Raw genomic sequence first — 17161 nt, forward strand, 5'->3', positions numbered from 1 at the left:
AAACCTGCGGGAGCGGACAAGAACGATGACCAATATACAGGATATAATAGACAGGCTGACAGCGTCCCTTGAACCGATTCCGAATTCGGTGGATACGCTGACATTTGGAACGCCCGGGACGGAAGTTAAGGGTATTGCCGTTACGTTCATGGCGACGCAGCAGGTGCTTGAGCAGTCCGTCCAGTTAGGGGCTAACCTCGTCATCACGCATGAAGGGATATTTTACAGCCACCGTGACGGTACGAAACCCTTATACGCGGACGATGTTGTATATGAGTCGAAAAAATGGTATATCGAAAGGATGGGCGTGGCCGTTTATCGCTATCACGATTATTGGCATCGCTTTCAGCCCGATGGCATTATGGAAGGGCTCATCCAATCCTTGGGTTGGCAGGAGCATGTAACGGAAAATTTACCCGCCGCAACGCTCGTAACCCTTCCGCCGATGAAGCTTGAGCATGTTATTGGCGATATCAAAAAAAAACTAGGGATCCGCTTCCTGCGGGCCGTTGGCGATTTATCCTTGGCGTGCAGCCGCATTGGCTTGCTGGTTGGCTATAGAGGGGCAGGGGAGAACGTGATTCCTTTGTTCAGCAAATATAATCTGGATTTGATTATTTACGGGGAAGGCCCGGAGTGGGAAACGCCGGAGTATGTAAGGGATGCCGTGCATGCAGGCAAAAGCAATGCGCTCATTGTTCTTGGCCACATGGAAAGCGAGCAGCCGGGGATGCGGCTGCTCGCCGATCGGCTGGGGAAATGGTATCCCGCCATTCCCGTTCATTATTTGCCTGTTGATTCCGTATTTCGTCTGGCATAACCCGAATGAGGAGGACAAAATGATGCAATTACATCGTGCAATTCTGGTGGATGACGAATTATTTACCCGCAAAGGCCTAATAAAGCTGATCGATTGGGAAGACTGCGGCTTTGAAATTGCCGGCGAAGCGGATAATGGCGAGGATGCGCTGGCGCTGATCGAGCGAGTTCAGCCGCAGCTTGTTATCACGGATATTCGTATGCCGGTCATTGATGGACTGGAGCTGATTAGGCGGGTCACGACGGAAAATAACATGAAGCCTGCTTTCGTGATCATAAGCGGCTATAACGATTTTAACTATGCTCAGCAGGCTATGCGTTACGGCGTTCAAGATTTTGTTGTTAAACCGATTGATGAGATCGAGTTCACCAGCATTCTAAAAAAGATAAACGAAAAGCTAAATGCGGAGCAAGAGGAGCAATCCAAGAGGGAGCGGCGGATAGGCAGCGAGATGATCAAATCGCTTATTCTTGGCGAAGCAAGCGAGGCTTCCATTGCAGGATGGGAGCGTCGTTTGCAGCTGAAGAAAACCGATTTCTTAATCTATATGTTCGCGGAGCTTAACGATAACCACCGCCTGGAGCCATCTACGGGGCAGATCCCTAACGCGCGTTTCATGGAGCTGGTCCAGCAGGAGCTTATGCGGATTACGGCAGCCTCTCAGCCGGTTAACCTGTATGAGCATCGCAACCGTACCGGCATCTTGCTGCCCGGCTTTCTGCTGGAGCCATTCAACGGGGAGCTTGAGCGGTTTCTAGCAAAATTTAGAGCGGCACTGGATATCCATTTTGGCAAAAGCGTATTTCTATATGCCGGCTCTCCGGTCTATGGTCTGGCGCATATTCGTGATTCCTACAAAGCGGCTAAGGATGCCCTGTTATACAAATATACAAATGATGAACGAATCGTTGTGTATGAGCAGATGCAATCAGAGCAGCTAAATTATATCGGCTTCGAGCCGGCTCAGTTTAATCAATTCATGGAGCATTTCGAAGAGCTGAAGTCGGATGCGGTGAAAACGGCGGTCGAGCAGTGGTTTCTGGATTTTCGCGAGAAACGGTATGCCCCGGAAGCGGTCAAGATGAATATTCAGCAATGCGTAATGGGGATTATGAAAACGATCCGCAGCATGGAAGGGGACGAGCAATCCTTGTCCACCCTCAAACCGCTGCTGAATTGGCAGGACATCAACCTATCGCTCGGCGAATTGAAAAACATGTTTTCGGCATTTATCGAAGAGAGCGGATTGCTTGTCGCGGAGCTGAGAAAAGAACAGCAGAAGGGCGGCATACAAAAAATCAAGAGCTATATCGAAATGAATTATTCGCAAAATATGAGCCTCAAAAGCATCGCGGCGCAATTTTATGTGAATCCCGTCTATTTGGGCCAGCTATTCAAGAAGACGTACGGCGTTTATTTTAACGAGTTTCTGCTGCAGCTGAGGGTGAACGAAGCCAAAAAGCTGCTTCGGCAATCCTGCGCAATGCGAGTATATGAGATCGCGGAGAAGGTCGGGTTCAGCAACGCCGATTATTTTGTTACCCAATTCGAGAAGATCGAGCATATGACGCCGACCGAATACCGTAATCAGCTCCAATAAGCTTATACGCCAAATGAAATAACTACACACAAAGGGGATTACACGCGTGAAGCTGCACTTGAATCTCAACAATGTCCGACTGCGGAATAAGATGCTGGTCCTCTATATTTTTTCCGTATTTCTCCCCATCGTATTAACGAACGTGATTTTCTATAATGTGACGACAGAGAATGTGAAAAACCAGCGGATGAAGGATTTTTCGCGCGCAGTCGATCAAATTAACAATGAATTCCGGTCCGAGGTCGAGGATGCCGTGACGATCTCGTCCGTATTTTATACAGACTATAATTTAAATCAAATATTAGAAACCGACTACCAAGAGCCGGCTGCTTATATTGAAGCTTACGATACTTACTTCCGAAGAATTTTGAACAGCTATACGCCCGTATACACCTCCATTCAAAATATTAAAATTTATGTCGAGAACCCAACGATGCTGCATTCCGGCGGAATCGGGTTTCTTTCGGATGAAATCAAGCAAACCGATTGGTACAAAATGATGCAGGAGAAGCACAATGCCTATCCGATCTTCATCCGTACGCAGCAGGAAGACTTGTATTTGAAGAGCGAAGAGAATGTGACCCGTAATACCTTCAGCATTATCCGCGAAATGAATTATTATGAATCAAAAAAACAGTGGAAGAAGTTTTTGAAAATTGATTTGAAAACAAGCACGATTGAACAAATTTTCCGAAATCAGAATTTGCAAGGAAATATTTACTTAGTCAATGACAAAGGCGAAATTGAATTTACGACGGACTCTGCGGTGGACTGGCGAAAAGATACCATACGGTATGATTCGTTGGAATTTCCATCGGATGCCGTCGCTTTCCAGGCAGAATACGCTTATGTGAGCTATATGGACAACTGGCGCATTATTGCTTCGATTTCGGAGGAAGAGGTATTGAAGGAAGTGCGTCAATCGCGTGAGTTCGTTATCGTATTGGCCTGCCTGAATATCTTCATCCCGACATTGATCATTTTATGGATTACGCGTTCCTTGAATGTACGGCTGGTTGAAATTCTTAAGCATATGAAAAAAGTGAAAAACCAGCATTTCGATACGATTAAGCAAGAAGAATATTCGGATGAAATCGGCCAATTAACGAGCGAATTCAATCGGATGACGATACAAGTGAAAAGCTTGATTGACGATGTCTATATCGCGGACATTCAGACGAAATCCCTCGAGCTGGAACGAAGGAAGGCGCAGCTTAATGCGCTGCAAAGCCAAATTAATCCCCATTTTTTATTTAATGCGCTGGAAACGATTCGAATGCGCAGCCTCATTAAGGATGAGACGGAGACGGCAAAAATCATTCAGAATATGGCGAAAATATTCAGAAACTCGCTTACCTGGGGCAAGGACAGGGTGATGGTCAGCGAGGAAATGGAATTTATCGTTTGCTTCCTGGAGATCCAAAAATACCGATTCGAGGACCGGATGGTTTACGATATTCACATTGATCCCTCCGCTAGTAATTGTTTGATGCCCAAAATGATGTTCCTGCCATTTGTTGAAAATGCCAGCATTCACGGCATTGAGCCACTGCGGAACGGAGGCAAAATCGGGGTGAGGGTCGAACGGGAGGAAGATGAGCTGGTCTTTTCAATCCGAGACAATGGCATTGGAATGGACGAAGCGAAAGTGAAGCAGTTTTACAGTTATTTGGAGAGCGAGGAAGAGATCGGAGAAAGGATCGGCGTTCAAAATGTCATCTACCGCTTGAAGCTGATCTACGGCGACCGCTTTCACCTTTTAATCGAGAGTATGCCTGGGGAAGGGACGTTTATTCGGGTTAGAGTACCCGTTGAATAGGTTAGCCGCATCTCAAAACGTCTGAAGGTTATATGCTTTTTAAAGCAAGAACTATAGTTTGACGGGTAAACAAAGGTACTGAATTTTTTTATACTGAAAGTGCTTACAACAATAAATAAAACAAAAAGAACGAAAGGGGCTCGAAAAAAGTGACAAAGAAATTATTATTTGTTTGTTTGGCTGCTTTCATGATTTTTACAGTCGCATGCTCGAATAACAACAATGGCGGAACAAACAAGCCTTCAGACAGCACGAACAGCCCGAATGCAACGGCGGAAGAGGGAGAAAAACCGGTTGAAAAAGTGACTTTTTCTTATTTCAACGGCGTAGCGGCGGCCAAGGATACGAATACCAATGAAACGACGATCGGTAAAATACTCGAAGATCAAACCGGCGTTAACTTTAAGATCGAGCACTTGGTGGGAGATCTTAATACGAAGATTGGAACTATGATTGCATCGAACGCTTATCCCGATGTTATGATACCGGATGCCGCAATCGACAAGATCCTAGATGCGGGCGCGTTCATTGCGCTTGATGATCTAATCGAGCAATACGGTCCGAATATTAAACGCGTATACGGTCCTTATTTCAATCAGATGAGAGCAGCGGACGGTAAAATTTACTTCCTGCCATTCTCGAACACGGTTGGCGAATACATCCCGGATCCGAATATCGGACAAGGGGCTTTCTGGGTACAGCGGCGCGTGTTGAAGGAAGCGGGATATCCGAAAATCACAACGCTTGACGCTTATATGGACCTGGTTAAAAATTTCGTGGAAAAACATAAAGACGAGGATTTAACCGGTATCGTTTCCTTGACGCATGACTGGAGATTCTTCGCAACCTCTAACCCTCCAAACCATTTGGCTGGTTATCCGAACGATGGTAATGTCATCGTTGACATGACGACTTTTGAAGCAAAAACCTACGCAGCGGATGACAATACAAAGCGCTGGCTGAAAAAATTAAACGAAATCAACGCGGAAGGCTTGTTCGACAAAGCCTCTTTCGTAGATAACTACGATCAATATTTGGCGAAACTTACATCTCATAAGGTAGTCGGATTCTTCGATTACGGCTGGCAGTTCGCGAACGCGCAAAACGCGCTTAAAGATGCGGCCAAGCAGGACCCTGCAATGGATGACTTTGTTTATTTCCCGCTGCCGGTAACCTTCGATGGTCAAAAGGATCAATATTTGGATCCTCCAGGCTTCGTAAAAAACCGCGGTATGGGCATTACGGTAAGCGCAAAAGACCCGGTTCGCATTATTCAATACTTGGATAATTTGTTGACGGACGAGAACCAAATTCTTCAAAAATGGGGCATTAAAGGCGAAACGTTCGAAGTGGACGACAAAGGCCGGATGTACCGTACGGCTGAACAAATCTTGAAAATCGATGAAACCTTCAACGAAAAATTCGGCTTCAAATATTACTCGTGGAACTGGCCGCTTTACGGCAACAACTCTTCCCTGCCTGACGGCAATGCGGTTGCACCGGGAAATCAGCCGGAAGTGTTCCAAATGAGCCTGACGGATGCGGATAAAGCGATTCTTGAAAAATACGGCGTAAAAACCTATTCCGAAATGTTCGCTAAACCGGACGCCCGCCCTTGGTACCCTGCATGGGGCATTCCGAAGGAGCAAGGCTCGGAACAACAAATATGGGAAACGAAAAAAGACGAAATCACGAAAAAGTACTTCCCTAAGCTTGTCCTTGCGAAGCCGGCGGATTTCGATAAGGTATGGGCAGAGTACACGGAATCTTTCGGCAAGCTCGATACGGCAGCTTACGAGAAATGGACAACGGATGAAGTGAAGAAACTGATCGAAGCATCAAAATAACAGGTAACGTAGTAGCGGTGAGAGGCCGGCTTGCGCATGCAAATGTCCGGCCTTTCTCCATATTTAGCCCGATTCAGTCCGGAAGGAGAGATAAAGATGGAACATAAGCGAGCAATGTCAACGTCAAACCTGGTGTTGCCTAAGAAGCCGACAGGACTGAAGCATTTTTTTAAAAAGCTGATCGAACAGCGCGTGCTTATCCTCATGTCCGTACCGTTTTTAGTTTGGTTGTTTATATTTAAATACATGCCTCTATGGGGGTGGACCATCGCATTTCAAGACTACAAGCCTGCCAGAAGCTTTAGCGAACAGAAGTGGGTGGGGTTTGAACATTTTCAATTTTTGTTCCAGGATGAACGTTTTATCCGCGTCTTAAGAAACACGCTCGCCATGAGCGGCATTAATCTGATTCTTGGTTTCGTGACGGCCATTACGCTTGCTTTGCTTCTGAATGAGGTGCGCAAGGTTGCTTTTAAACGAGTGGTTCAAACGGTAAGCTATTTGCCGCATTTCATTTCATGGGTCGTTGCGGCAAGCATCATTCAAACGACGTTATCGCCTGACGGTATCATTAATCAATTGCTGCTTTGGACCGGCTTCGTCGAGAAAGGCGAGGAAATTCTGTTCCTCGGCATACCGGAGCAATTCTGGGCTATATTCGGAGCAAGCTCCGTTTGGAAGGACGTAGGCTGGAACACCATCGTCTATTTGGCGGCGATGACAATGATCGACCCCGCGCAGTATGAAGCGGCGGAGATGGACGGAGCAGGCCGTATTAAACGGATGTGGTATGTTACGCTTCCGGGCATAAAGCCAGTTATTATCGTATTGCTGATTATGAATATCGGGTATTTGCTGGAATCGGGTTTCGAGCCGCAGTATTTGCTGGGGAACGGGATGAACGTCGACTTTTCCGAAAACCTTGACATATTTGTTCTGAAATACGGGATTGCGCAAGGCAACTACTCGCTCTCGATCGCGGCAGGCATGTTTAAAACGATTATTAGCTTTATCCTATTGTTCGCAGCGAACAATCTCGCAAAACGGATGGGCGAGTCCAGATTATTTTAGAAGGAGGGTACATCATGAATCAATCGGCAGCGGAAGCTGTTTCCAAAAAATCAAGCCGCATACGTTCGTCGCGCGGCGATCTGATCTTCGACACCTGCAATTATATCTTTCTCACCTTACTGATGGTCGTTACCCTATATCCTTTCTTGAATACGGCCGCCGTATCGCTGAATAATGCGACAGATTCGATCAAGGGCGGCATTTATTTGCTGCCGAGAATGTGGACGCTGGACAATTACGCTTATGTGCTGAAGGAATCCACCATATTCCATGCGACGATGATTTCGGTTATGCGTACCGTGATCGGAACGATCGCAACCGTGTTTTGCTCGGCCATGGTGGCCTATACCATTACGAGACAGGAGTATGTCCTGCGTAAATTCGTCACGATTGCGTTCATACTGACGATGTACTTTAACGGCGGCCTCATTCCTAACTTTTTGTTGATCCGCGATTTGGGTTTGCTCGATAATTTCTGGGTGTATATCTTCCCCGGCCTGATCGGCGTGTTTAACTTAATCATCATTCGTTCCTTTATCGAAGGTTTACCGGAGAGCATTCTGGAATCGGCAAGAATAGACGGAGCAGGCGATTTCAAAATGTTTTACAGCATCGTTCTGCCCTTGTGCGTTCCGGTGCTTGCAACCGTCGCTTTATTCTCGGCCGTCTATCAATGGAACCAATGGTTTGACGTCTTCTTGTACAATTCATCGAATATCGATTTAAGCACCTTGCAATATGAGCTTCAGAAAATTTTGCAAAACTCCAATGCTTCCTTGACGACGAAGTCGGCCGGCGATGCATTTGCCAATGCGGGCAATACGGGAGCCAATACGGTGACGCCGTTCGCCATTCGGGCAACGATGACCATTGTCGCCTCCCTACCGATCATCATGGTATATCCGTTTTTACAAAAGTATTTCGTGAAAGGCATGACCGTAGGCGGCGTGAAAGGATAATCGAATGGGGGAACAGGCAATGGACAGCATTCCGAACCGCAGCATTCCAAAGCTGCATGAGGCATTTCAGGCCTCGTTCGATATTGGAGCAGCGGTTAATCCGCGTACGATCATTCAGGCGGGAGAGCTGATCGCCAAGCATTATAACAGCCTGACAGCCGAGAACGAGATGAAATTCGTAAGCTTGCATCCGGCAGAGGATACGTATACGTTTGAAGAAGCGGACAAAATCGTTGCTTTTGCAAGAGAGCATGGCAAGAAAATGAGAGGGCATACGCTTGTTTGGCACAATCAGACATCGGATTGGCTGTTTCAAGAAGCAGATGGCCGACCGGTCAGCCGTGATAAGCTGTATGACCGCTTGAAATCGCATATCGACACGGTCGTGAAACGCTATAAAGAGGATATTTATGCGTGGGATGTTGTGAATGAAGTGATCGCAGACGAGGGCTCGGAGCTGCTTCGCCCCTCCAAATGGTTGGAGATCGCCGGGCCCGGCTTTATCGCCAAAGCCTTTGAACTCGCCCATGAAGCCGATCCGAAAGCCCAGCTTTTCTATAATGATTACAATGAGTCGAATCCAGCTAAACGCGATAAGATCTACCGTTTGGTCAAATCCTTGCTCGAGCAAGGCGTACCGGTGCATGGTGTCGGCCTTCAAGCGCATTGGAATATGTATAGTCCTGAATTGGATGATATACGGGCTGCCATCGAGAAATATGCTTCGCTCGGCTTAAGGCTTCAATTGACGGAGCTTGATGTATCGATGTTCCGCCACGATGACCGGCGCACGGATTTAGCAAGCCCGACGGCTGAAATGCTTGAGCTGCAGGAGCAGCGCTACGAAGCCTTGTTTAAGCTGCTGGAGGAGTACCGGAGCCATATTGACGCCGTTACTTTCTGGGGAGCGGCGGATGATTATACGTGGTTGAACGACTTTCCTATGCGGGGACGGAAAAATTGGCCGCTTCTGTTCGATGAGAAGCATGAGCCAAAAGGCTCGTTTTGGCGAGTCGTTCAAAGAAGCTAAGAGCAGCAAAGCTGGTTCGTAAGGAGGCATTTTGATTGATGAATAGTACGGCATATAAGGCCTGGCTGAATTATTTTCCGGTTGAAGATCGGCAAACGAGAAAAGACTATACAGGCATGCTGAGCCAAATTATTGCTCCGGATAAACGTATCGGCGCGATGGATACCGCCGTAAGGGAGCTTCGGCAAGGTATCCAAGCTTTACTTGGCATAGATGCGAGCATCAAGGAGCAGCCTGCGGATGGAGGCTTCGTTCAATTAGCGGTTTATTCGGACAAAGCGGGCTCGGAGGAATGGAACCAGGGGAACGAAGGCTATACGCTGCGATACCGGCAAGAGGGAGGATATGGCGCAATAACCGTTACCGGAGGATCGGATGCCGGTATCTTATACGGCGTGTTTCATTTGCTTCGGCTAATCGGTTCGGGAGCGCCGCTGGAAGAACTGAACGTGAAGGAATCCCCTAGTAACGCGCTGCGGATGATAAACCAATGGGATAATGCAGACGGCACTATCGAGAGAGGGTACGCGGGCCGTTCTATCTTTTATCGGAATGGCAGCATCACTACAAATCTGCACCGGGTAAGGGATTACGCGCGGCTGCTCGCCTCTGTCGGACTTAATGCCATCTCTATTAATAACGTGAATGTTCATGAGCGGGAGACCAGGTTCATAACAGCGGAGCAGCTTCCTTCCGTTGCGCTTGTCGCAGAGGTCTTCCGGGAGTACGGGATTACATTGTTCCTAAGCGTTAATTTTGCGGCACCGCTGCAAATAGGGGGCCTGCCGACAGCAGACCCGCTGGATGGCAGCGTCCAAAGCTGGTGGAAGGAAACGGCTGAGCGGATCTATGCGTTTATTCCTGATTTCGGCGGATTTGTCGTGAAGGCGGACTCCGAGCATCGGCCGGGCCCGTTTGCCTATGGCCGCGATCATGCGGACGGGGCAAACATGCTGGCTGATGCGCTGGCAAGCCATGGCGGAATCGTGATCTGGCGATGCTTCGTGTATGACTGCATGCAGGATTGGCGCGACCGGAAGACGGACCGCGCACGTGCGGCATATGACCATTTCAAGCCTTTAGACGGACGTTTTCGGCCCAATGTGCTGCTGCAAATTAAAAACGGACCGATGGACTTCCAGGTGCGTGAGCCGGTGTCTCCTTTATTTGGCGCCATGAAAAAAACCAATCAAGTGCTGGAGTTCCAGATTACCCAAGAGTACACGGGCCAGCAGCGCCATCTCTGCTATCTGGTACCGCAATGGAAGCAGGTACTCGACTTCGATACGTTTGCGGAAGGCGCAAGTACCGAAGTGAAAAAAATCGTGGATGGAACGCTATACGGGATGACGTACAGCGGCATTGCCGCCGTATCGAATATCGGGGATGAGGAAAGCTGGACGGGTCATATATTGGCGCAGGCTAATCTTTACGGGTATGGCCGCCTTATTTGGAACCCGCAGTTGTCGGCCGAGGAAATAAGCATGGAGTGGACGATCGCAACGTTTGGCAGCGATCCTGAGGTCGTAAACGTGGTCGGCCGGATGCTGATGATGTCCTGGCCGATTTACGAGGGCTACACCGCGCCGCTAGGCGTCGGCTGGATGGTCGCGCCTAACCATCACTACGGTCCAGATGTAGACGGCTACGAGTATTCCAGGTGGGGAACGTATCATTTTGCGGATCGGGACGGCATCGGCGTTAACCGGACGCTTGCGAGCGGCACCGGATATACATCGCAATACGCAGCGCCGAACGCGGCCCTCTATGACTGCATCGAGACATGCCCGGACGAGCTTCTGCTATTTTTCCACCATGTGCCTTATACCCATAAGCTCCATTCCGGAAAAACGGTGATTCAGCATATCTATGACTCTCATTTCTGGGGAGCCAAGGAAGCGGAAAGGCTGCAGCAGCAATGGGCAGGACTTGCCGGCAAGATGGACGAAGCCAGATTTGCTTCGATTGCTTGCCGTTTGGCTGACCAAGCCGAGCATGCCAAAAATTGGCGAGATATTATTAACACGTATTTCTTTCGGAAATCCGGTATTTCCGACGAGGCCGGTCGAACGATTTATTAGGAAATCGGTACATCGAGGGGAGTAACGGACATCGGACTGCCCGCATGACGAAAAGGAGCGAAGCCGCTGGCCTGCACGAATGCAGGCCAGCGGCTTTTTAATTTGTCTGTTTTTGTTTAATCCCTTAGCCTATTAAATGTTATGAGAGCAGCTAGACGCTTCGATTTAATTTGATTTCAAAATCTGGCTTCGTGACATAATCCATATAGCTTACGCTTCCCCCAAAATCCAAATAAACCTGGTAGCGCGCACGGATGGCAGGCGCTGTAATCGCTTCGAGCGCCGCTGCCTTATCGAACCATCCGCTTTCCGACGTTTCTTCAGAGACGCAAAGCTGCCCGCCGAGCGCTTTGCACGAGAAGTCCAGCATGACTTTGGTTGGAACTTCGGTTACTCCGTCATGCCAAGTATAGGTTCCTGTATTGGAGTAAATGCCAATTAAGCTCAAAACAGCGGTGTCTATTCCGCTTTCCTCTTTTATTTCCCGGATTAAAGCATCCATTAAATTCTCGCCTGCTTCCACCTGTCCGCCCGGAAAAACCCATCCGTCATGTTGTGTCTTTACCAAAAGGATCTGCTCGTGCTCATTTTCAACAAAACCGCCTACGGCTACAATATGGGTTGGCATGGGCATGCATATAACCTCCGCATTCAAATAAAATAGTTCAATTGGATAAAAAACCCATACCTATCATATCACGCCATTCAATAAGATTGCAGCTGTGCTTTGCATACCGCAGGCTTTTGCAACCTTTACAAAATTGTAAATGTTTGTAATCATGAGGTAAGGAAACGGCACAGATAATACACACCCCAAAAAACAAAGGCGTCAGGGAGTGGTGATTTGGGATTCAAATACAAAACAGGCGTGTATGCCGCTGCAATGAAGCTAAGTCTGCTCTGCATTGTTTTTCTCTTAATAAGTGCTTGCGGCAAATCGGAAAAGGTAGAGCATATCGAAGCGTTTGCCACGGAAACGAGCGAGCAGAATGATGAAGGGATGTTTGTGCGAACAGGCTATAAGAAGGTCAATGCCGTCACCATTATCGTCGAAGGCAAAAATTATATTAAATCCGATATCAAAATGATCGAAGACTCTTATGATTTAGAGGGGAATTTCATTAAATCCGAAATCATACTTTCCGATGCAGTCAGATCCGATATGATGATGTCTGACAATGGCGATCAGACCAAAACCGAACTGGCAAAGCCGTCGACCATACTTATCCCCGATCAATCGTACGAGGAATTGGAATCCATTAAGCTGACAGAAGAGCAGAAGGCTCAAGTGAAGGAACATGTATTATCGTTTGTGGATTGATGGCCCCGAACGATGATCCGGGCGCAAAGTTAAAGGAGGCAACAAACAAGCAGATGACGAATCTTTATTTGGTGCGGCACGCGCACTCCGTCTATACGCCGGACGAATTAACCAGGCCTTTATCGGAGCAGGGGTTAAATGATGCAAAAATGATAACAGAAGCGCTAATGGAAATGAATATCGACGCGGTCATTTCGAGTCCCTATAAACGGGCGATGCAGACCGTGGAAGGGATTGCGGCTTACATAAACGAAGCTATTGTAATGATGGATGATTTTAAGGAAAGATTGCTCTCGGACCGTCCGGTCGAGGATTTTCAGGCAGCGATCGAGAAGGTGTGGGAGGATAGCAGTTTTGCATGGGAGGGCGGGGAATCGAATGCGATTGCCCAGAAGCGCGGGCTGGAAGCCGCCATGCAGGTGCTCAAACAGTTTCCTAACCAAAATATCGTAATTGGCACGCATGGAAACCTGCTGGCTTTAATCCTGAATGCTTTGGATAAAAGCTACGGCTTCGATTTCTGGAAACAGCTTGATATGCCGGATATTTATAAGCTGGCATTCGAAGGCACCGAATTAATTACGGTTAGCCGGGTTTGGAGCAGGCCTGGATAAATCGCTTAACCTTAAATAGCGATGTTCACTATCAGGAGGGATAGAGATGTTTAATCCAAAGGTCTTCTTCTTAAACTGCAGCTGGGATAGGAGGAAGGAGGAGACTAATGTCTCCTCCTTCTTGCGTTTATAGGTTTAATGCTGATTCTTATTTCGACTAATAAAAGTACTTTTTATGTTCGTAAATGTGTGATATTATGAAAACGAACATTAACAAACGTTAGCGCCGCTTGCAGAGCATGCTCATGCTATGCGCCAAAAAACTTTAGGAGGCTTTTATCCAATGGAAGTACGCCACACAACAAACCCTACCGATGTGAAGCAATATGATACGGAACGTCTGCGCAGCGAGTTTTTGATCGAGAGCCTGTTCGAGCAGGATCAAATCAAGATGACATATACCCATTATGACCGCATGATCGTTGGCGGAGCATTGCCAGTGAACGAAACGATTGAACTGGAAGACGCGGCAACGCTGAAAACCGAATATTTCTTGGAGCGCCGCGAGATTGGTTTCCTCAACATTGGCGGACCTGCATCGATTTCCGTTGACGGTGAAGTTTACGAGCTTAGCAAGCTTGAAGTGCTTTATGTCGGAAAAGGCAAACGCCAGGTTTTGTTATCCAGCGTTGACAAAGCGAACCCGGCTAAGCTTTATTTCTGCTCCGCGCTTGCGCATGCCGAAATCGCAACGCGCAAGATGACGATGGAGGAAGCAAATCCGACTCATCTTGGCTCGCAGGAAACTTCGAATGAACGTGTTCTCTACAAATACATTCATGCCGACGGCATTCAAAGCTGCCAGCTTATGCTGGGCGTAACAAGCCTAAAAACGGGAAGCGTATGGAACACGATGCCTTCTCATGTGCATGATCGCCGCATGGAAGCATACCTCTACTTCGATATGAATGCTGATGCCCGCGTATTCCATATGATGGGTGAGCCTTCGCAAACGAGACATTTGGTTGTGGCGAACGAGCAAGCGATTATTTCGCCTCCTTGGTCCATCCACTCCGGCGTTGGAACGAGCAATTATACGTTCTGCTGGTCGATGGCAGGAGAAAACTATACGTTTACAGACATGGACGCGGTCCCTGCAAGCGAGCTAAAATAAAAGCATTCGCTACAGGAGGTGCACCATGCTTGCTGCTGAACGGCATCGGAAAATTATTGAGAAACTAGAGCAGCTTGGGGCAGTTAAAGTATCTGAGCTGAGTGAGCAGTTTGGCGTTACGGAAAAAACGGTTCGCGAGGACTTGGAGAAGCTTGAGGAGAAGGGACTGCTGAAGCGTACGCACGGCGGGGCCGTGGTGGAGCAGGAAGGGGAAGACAGCCTATATCCGCTACAGTTCCCTAACAGCAAACATCAACAGGAAAAATCGGCGATTGCGGCGCTTGCGCTGAGCTGCATCGAGGATAACGATATCATCGCGCTCGATGCGGGCAGCACTACGCTTGAGATGGCGAAGAGGCTTCCCAATATGCCTGTCACCGTGCTTACGAATGACCTGCTCATTATCCGGGAGCTGACCTTGAAGGATCAGGTAAGGCTTGTGATTCCAGGCGGTTATCGCCATAACAACCTGCTTATTGGGGCCGAATCGCAGGAATGGATTAAACGGTTGAATGTCCATAAGCTTTTTTTATCCACGACGGGCATTCATTTGGAATATGGGCTGACGATATTTACGGAAGAATTGTCGAAGCTGAAGAAGCTTTATATGGATAACGCGAAAATCGTGTATTGCCTGGCTGACCATAGCAAATTCGACAAGGGCGCCTTGATTACTTTTGCCGGCCTGGACGAGATCGATTGCATCATTACGGATGATGGCATCGCGCCAGAGGTTGCAGCCAAATACGAAGCGCAGCAAATAAAGATGATGAAGGCGGAGCTTCCGGAAAGCGGGAAGCGCACGAGAGGGAGGACTTAAACCGATGGGTTTGTTCGATTTGACAGGAAAAACGGCTGTCGTTACGGGTGCCGGCCGCGGCCTTGGCGCAGCGGTAGCGCTTGGCTTGGCGGAAGCGGGCGCTGATGTGGCGCTTGTCACCAATAGCACGCCTGCTGACAAAACAGCTGACGCTGTGCGGGCATTGGGACGCAAAGCCATTACCATTCAAGCCGATGTCTCGGATCGCTCTAAGCTGGCGGGCATCATTGACCGCACATTGGAAGAGCTGGGACGGATTGATATTTTGGTCAATAACGCAGGCATCATTCGCCGTACGCCTGCATCAGAGCACAGCTACGAGGATTGGCAGGCTGTGATCGATGTTAATTTGAACTCGGTCTTTGTGCTTTCCCAGCTTGCAGGCAAGCATATGATCGAGCAGGGTTCAGGCAAAATTATTAATATCGCGTCCATGCTCTCCTATCAAGGCGGCATTAACGTTCCCGGCTACACGTCCAGCAAGCACGCTGTGGCAGGGCTTACCAAAGCGCTTGCAAGCGAATGGGCCGGCAAAGGATTGCAGGTAAACGCGATTGCTCCGGGCTATATGAGCACGGACAACACGGAAGCGCTGCGCGAGGATCCGGTACGCAGCGCCCAAATTTTGCAGCGCATTCCAGCCGGACGCTGGGGCTCCTCCGAGGATTTGATTGGACCGGCTGTATTTTTAGCTTCCGCAGCCTCTGATTACATGAACGGCCATATTCTCGCCGTTGACGGCGGATGGTTGGTAAGGTAAGAACGGTAAGGCATTGAAAAACAAGAAGGCTCTCCCCATACGGCTGCGGCTGTAATAAGGAGGGTCTTTTCGTTGTCCGCAAATGCCAGCCCTTTCCATAAACCGCTGCACAATGCAAGAAAGCCCAGAACAAGACTGCGTGTTCTGGACTTTCTATGTGTACTAACCCTTTTACTAGTCCAAAGAGACGTAGGAGACAGAACGTTGACGCAAAACAGATTCTTCATGGTCGATGCTGTACGGGGGCGATTCGGCGGACTTGGCTAAGGCATGATTGACGGCTGTAACGAACAAGTCGAGAGCGCGCCCATCCTGTTCCGTTTTGTCGTATTGATACTGGCTAAGAGGCGGAAGAGGAATGCGTCCGATAAAGCTTTGCAGGAGATCGCTCCACCTGTCTAAGTCAACGGCCTCTTCTGTGTCGCTGGCAAAAAGCTCGCTCCAGCCAAAGCCTAGGCTGCTCGTTAATCGAAGACAAATACGGTGGCCTGCAGAATCGACGGCAAGTGCAGGAATGACAAAAAGCTCGATTCGGGTGACGGATAAATGAGGAGTCTGTTCCGTGAAATGATGCAGATGATTTGCACAGTTTGTCAACATAAATAAATCTCTCCTTTGTTCGCTTACGAGGTTAGCTGTCGGATTCGGGCTAGAGAGAATGCCCTACCAGGGTTACAAATCCCTGGATTCACCCCTTGCGAAACGATTGGAATCGTTCGCGATGGTTCCCCCGCTTTTTCATTCGAAAAATTCAGCGTGAATAATGTACTCTTCATTATAACCCTCATTTGCATATCTGTAAATCTTGTACATTTAATCTAGGAAAATGTACGATAGGAAACGGGAATGCTTAGGCCATCAATCCTGTGCCGCAAAAAAAGGAATATCACGAAGCGGCCGTAGTCCTCCGCTTTCGTGATATTCCTTTTGCTCGAAACGTTCCCATTACGCTTCTTCTATTTCTATCCAGTCCTGCGACCACACTTGTATTTCACGGATGATCGGCTCGAGCGCCCGGCCCTTCTCCGTTAATGAATATTCTATGCGAACGGGTATTTCGGGATATACATGCCTGTCGACAATACCTTCGTTTTCTAAATCCTTGAATCGCTCCGACAACAGCCTGCCGCTGATCGGCAGGGCGGACTGGACGGCGCAGAACCGCTGCGGGCCGGACAGAAGCTGGAAAATGATCAGGCCGGTCCAACGCTTGCTAATAATGTCCATTCCCCTTTGGAAACGGGGACAAAGGTTAGATTGCTCCATGTGTATCACCTCTTTTATCTTCCATTTAGTATAACCTCA

The 17161-nt window shown here is 48.3% G+C and carries 16 protein-coding genes and 1 riboswitch; of the genes, 13 read left to right on the top strand and 3 right to left on the bottom strand.

What is annotated here, in order from left to right:
• Positions 1-25: 25 nt before the first annotated feature.
• From ACN6MW_RS21515 to ACN6MW_RS21550, 8 genes are all read left to right on the top strand, one after another.
• A complete protein-coding gene (locus ACN6MW_RS21515) occupies positions 26-820 on the top strand; it encodes a Nif3-like dinuclear metal center hexameric protein (RefSeq protein ID WP_419871995.1) in 795 nt (264 codons plus the stop codon).
• A gap of 19 nt (positions 821-839) precedes the next feature.
• Positions 840-2420 carry a response regulator gene (locus tag ACN6MW_RS21520; RefSeq protein ID WP_419871996.1) on the top strand — a complete coding sequence of 527 codons (1581 nt, stop codon included), beginning with the start codon at positions 840-842 and terminating at the stop codon, positions 2418-2420.
• A gap of 91 nt (positions 2421-2511) precedes the next feature.
• On the top strand, positions 2512-4239 hold the full coding sequence (locus tag ACN6MW_RS21525; protein WP_419876411.1) for a sensor histidine kinase: 1728 nt from the start codon (positions 2512-2514) through the stop codon (positions 4237-4239).
• A 149-nt stretch (positions 4240-4388) separates the two neighbouring features.
• The gene (locus tag ACN6MW_RS21530) at positions 4389-6086 is read left to right on the top strand and encodes an ABC transporter substrate-binding protein (protein ID WP_419871997.1); all 1698 of its coding nucleotides are present in this window, start codon (positions 4389-4391) and stop codon (positions 6084-6086) included.
• 96 nt (positions 6087-6182) lie between these two features.
• Entirely contained in the window at positions 6183-7157 is a 975-nt protein-coding gene (locus ACN6MW_RS21535; protein WP_419871998.1) for an ABC transporter permease, read from the top strand.
• Positions 7158-7171: 14 nt separating this feature from the next.
• Positions 7172-8116 carry a carbohydrate ABC transporter permease gene (locus ACN6MW_RS21540; protein WP_364143817.1) on the top strand — a complete coding sequence of 315 codons (945 nt, stop codon included), beginning with the start codon at positions 7172-7174 and terminating at the stop codon, positions 8114-8116.
• A 19-nt stretch (positions 8117-8135) separates the two neighbouring features.
• The gene (locus tag ACN6MW_RS21545) at positions 8136-9146 is read left to right on the top strand and encodes an endo-1,4-beta-xylanase (RefSeq protein ID WP_419871999.1); all 1011 of its coding nucleotides are present in this window, start codon (positions 8136-8138) and stop codon (positions 9144-9146) included.
• A 38-nt stretch (positions 9147-9184) separates the two neighbouring features.
• Positions 9185-11227, top strand: a complete 2043-nt coding sequence (locus ACN6MW_RS21550) for an alpha-glucuronidase family glycosyl hydrolase (RefSeq protein ID WP_419872000.1) — start codon at positions 9185-9187, stop codon at positions 11225-11227.
• A gap of 151 nt (positions 11228-11378) precedes the next feature.
• On the opposite strand, the gene ACN6MW_RS21555 is transcribed toward ACN6MW_RS21550, so the two are convergent.
• On the bottom strand, positions 11379-11861 hold the full coding sequence (locus ACN6MW_RS21555) for an NUDIX hydrolase (protein ID WP_419872001.1): 483 nt from the start codon (positions 11859-11861) through the stop codon (positions 11379-11381).
• A 210-nt stretch (positions 11862-12071) separates the two neighbouring features.
• On the opposite strand from ACN6MW_RS21555, the gene ACN6MW_RS21560 reads away from it, so the two are divergent.
• From ACN6MW_RS21560 to kduD, 5 genes are all read left to right on the top strand, one after another.
• Entirely contained in the window at positions 12072-12548 is a 477-nt protein-coding gene (locus ACN6MW_RS21560) for a hypothetical protein (protein WP_419872002.1), read from the top strand.
• Positions 12549-12601: 53 nt separating this feature from the next.
• Positions 12602-13162, top strand: a complete 561-nt coding sequence (locus tag ACN6MW_RS21565; RefSeq protein ID WP_419872003.1) for a histidine phosphatase family protein — start codon at positions 12602-12604, stop codon at positions 13160-13162.
• 283 nt (positions 13163-13445) lie between these two features.
• A complete protein-coding gene (kduI, locus tag ACN6MW_RS21570; RefSeq protein WP_419872004.1) occupies positions 13446-14276 on the top strand; it encodes a 5-dehydro-4-deoxy-D-glucuronate isomerase in 831 nt (276 codons plus the stop codon).
• 25 nt (positions 14277-14301) lie between these two features.
• Positions 14302-15096: a DeoR/GlpR family DNA-binding transcription regulator gene (locus ACN6MW_RS21575; protein ID WP_419872005.1), complete on the top strand. Its 795-nt coding sequence runs from the start codon at positions 14302-14304 to the stop codon at positions 15094-15096.
• A 4-nt stretch (positions 15097-15100) separates the two neighbouring features.
• Positions 15101-15856 (top strand): 2-dehydro-3-deoxy-D-gluconate 5-dehydrogenase KduD, encoded by a 756-nt coding sequence (gene kduD, locus ACN6MW_RS21580; protein WP_419872006.1) that lies wholly within the window; start codon positions 15101-15103, stop codon positions 15854-15856.
• A gap of 174 nt (positions 15857-16030) precedes the next feature.
• Here the strand turns inward: kduD and ACN6MW_RS21585 are convergent, their stop codons facing one another.
• Both ACN6MW_RS21585 and ACN6MW_RS21590 read right to left on the bottom strand, forming a co-directional pair.
• Entirely contained in the window at positions 16031-16456 is a 426-nt protein-coding gene (locus ACN6MW_RS21585; RefSeq protein ID WP_419872007.1) for a hypothetical protein, read from the bottom strand.
• 5 nt (positions 16457-16461) lie between these two features.
• A riboswitch (cyclic di-AMP (ydaO/yuaA leader) is annotated at positions 16462-16623 on the bottom strand.
• A 178-nt stretch (positions 16624-16801) separates the two neighbouring features.
• A complete protein-coding gene (locus ACN6MW_RS21590) occupies positions 16802-17122 on the bottom strand; it encodes a winged helix-turn-helix transcriptional regulator (RefSeq protein WP_364143790.1) in 321 nt (106 codons plus the stop codon).
• Between the last annotated feature and the right edge of the window lie 39 nt (positions 17123-17161).

It is taken from the genome of Pristimantibacillus sp. PTI5 (genome assembly GCF_048572955.1).
In the GTDB taxonomy this organism is placed as follows: Bacteria; Bacillota; Bacilli; order Paenibacillales; family Paenibacillaceae; genus Pristimantibacillus.

What these genes read in the sequence shown, in the direction of transcription:
- ACN6MW_RS21535 (WP_419871998.1), top strand. Translation starts at nt 6,183, where the DNA reads ATGGAACATAAGCGAGCAATGTCAACGTCAAACCTGGTGTTGCCTAAG.
- ACN6MW_RS21515 (WP_419871995.1), top strand. Translation starts at nt 26, where the DNA reads ATGACCAATATACAGGATATAATAGACAGGCTGACAGCGTCCCTTGAA.
- ACN6MW_RS21550 (WP_419872000.1), top strand. Translation starts at nt 9,185, where the DNA reads ATGAATAGTACGGCATATAAGGCCTGGCTGAATTATTTTCCGGTTGAA.
- ACN6MW_RS21540 (WP_364143817.1), top strand. Translation starts at nt 7,172, where the DNA reads ATGAATCAATCGGCAGCGGAAGCTGTTTCCAAAAAATCAAGCCGCATA.
- ACN6MW_RS21585 (WP_419872007.1), bottom strand. Translation starts at nt 16,456, where the DNA reads ATGTTGACAAACTGTGCAAATCATCTGCATCATTTCACGGAACAGACT.
- ACN6MW_RS21575 (WP_419872005.1), top strand. Translation starts at nt 14,302, where the DNA reads ATGCTTGCTGCTGAACGGCATCGGAAAATTATTGAGAAACTAGAGCAG.
- kduI (WP_419872004.1), top strand. Translation starts at nt 13,446, where the DNA reads ATGGAAGTACGCCACACAACAAACCCTACCGATGTGAAGCAATATGAT.
- ACN6MW_RS21555 (WP_419872001.1), bottom strand. Translation starts at nt 11,861, where the DNA reads ATGCCCATGCCAACCCATATTGTAGCCGTAGGCGGTTTTGTTGAAAAT.
- kduD (WP_419872006.1), top strand. Translation starts at nt 15,101, where the DNA reads ATGGGTTTGTTCGATTTGACAGGAAAAACGGCTGTCGTTACGGGTGCC.
- ACN6MW_RS21545 (WP_419871999.1), top strand. Translation starts at nt 8,136, where the DNA reads ATGGACAGCATTCCGAACCGCAGCATTCCAAAGCTGCATGAGGCATTT.
- ACN6MW_RS21525 (WP_419876411.1), top strand. Translation starts at nt 2,512, where the DNA reads ATGCTGGTCCTCTATATTTTTTCCGTATTTCTCCCCATCGTATTAACG.
- ACN6MW_RS21520 (WP_419871996.1), top strand. Translation starts at nt 840, where the DNA reads ATGATGCAATTACATCGTGCAATTCTGGTGGATGACGAATTATTTACC.
- ACN6MW_RS21590 (WP_364143790.1), bottom strand. Translation starts at nt 17,122, where the DNA reads ATGGAGCAATCTAACCTTTGTCCCCGTTTCCAAAGGGGAATGGACATT.
- ACN6MW_RS21565 (WP_419872003.1), top strand. Translation starts at nt 12,602, where the DNA reads ATGACGAATCTTTATTTGGTGCGGCACGCGCACTCCGTCTATACGCCG.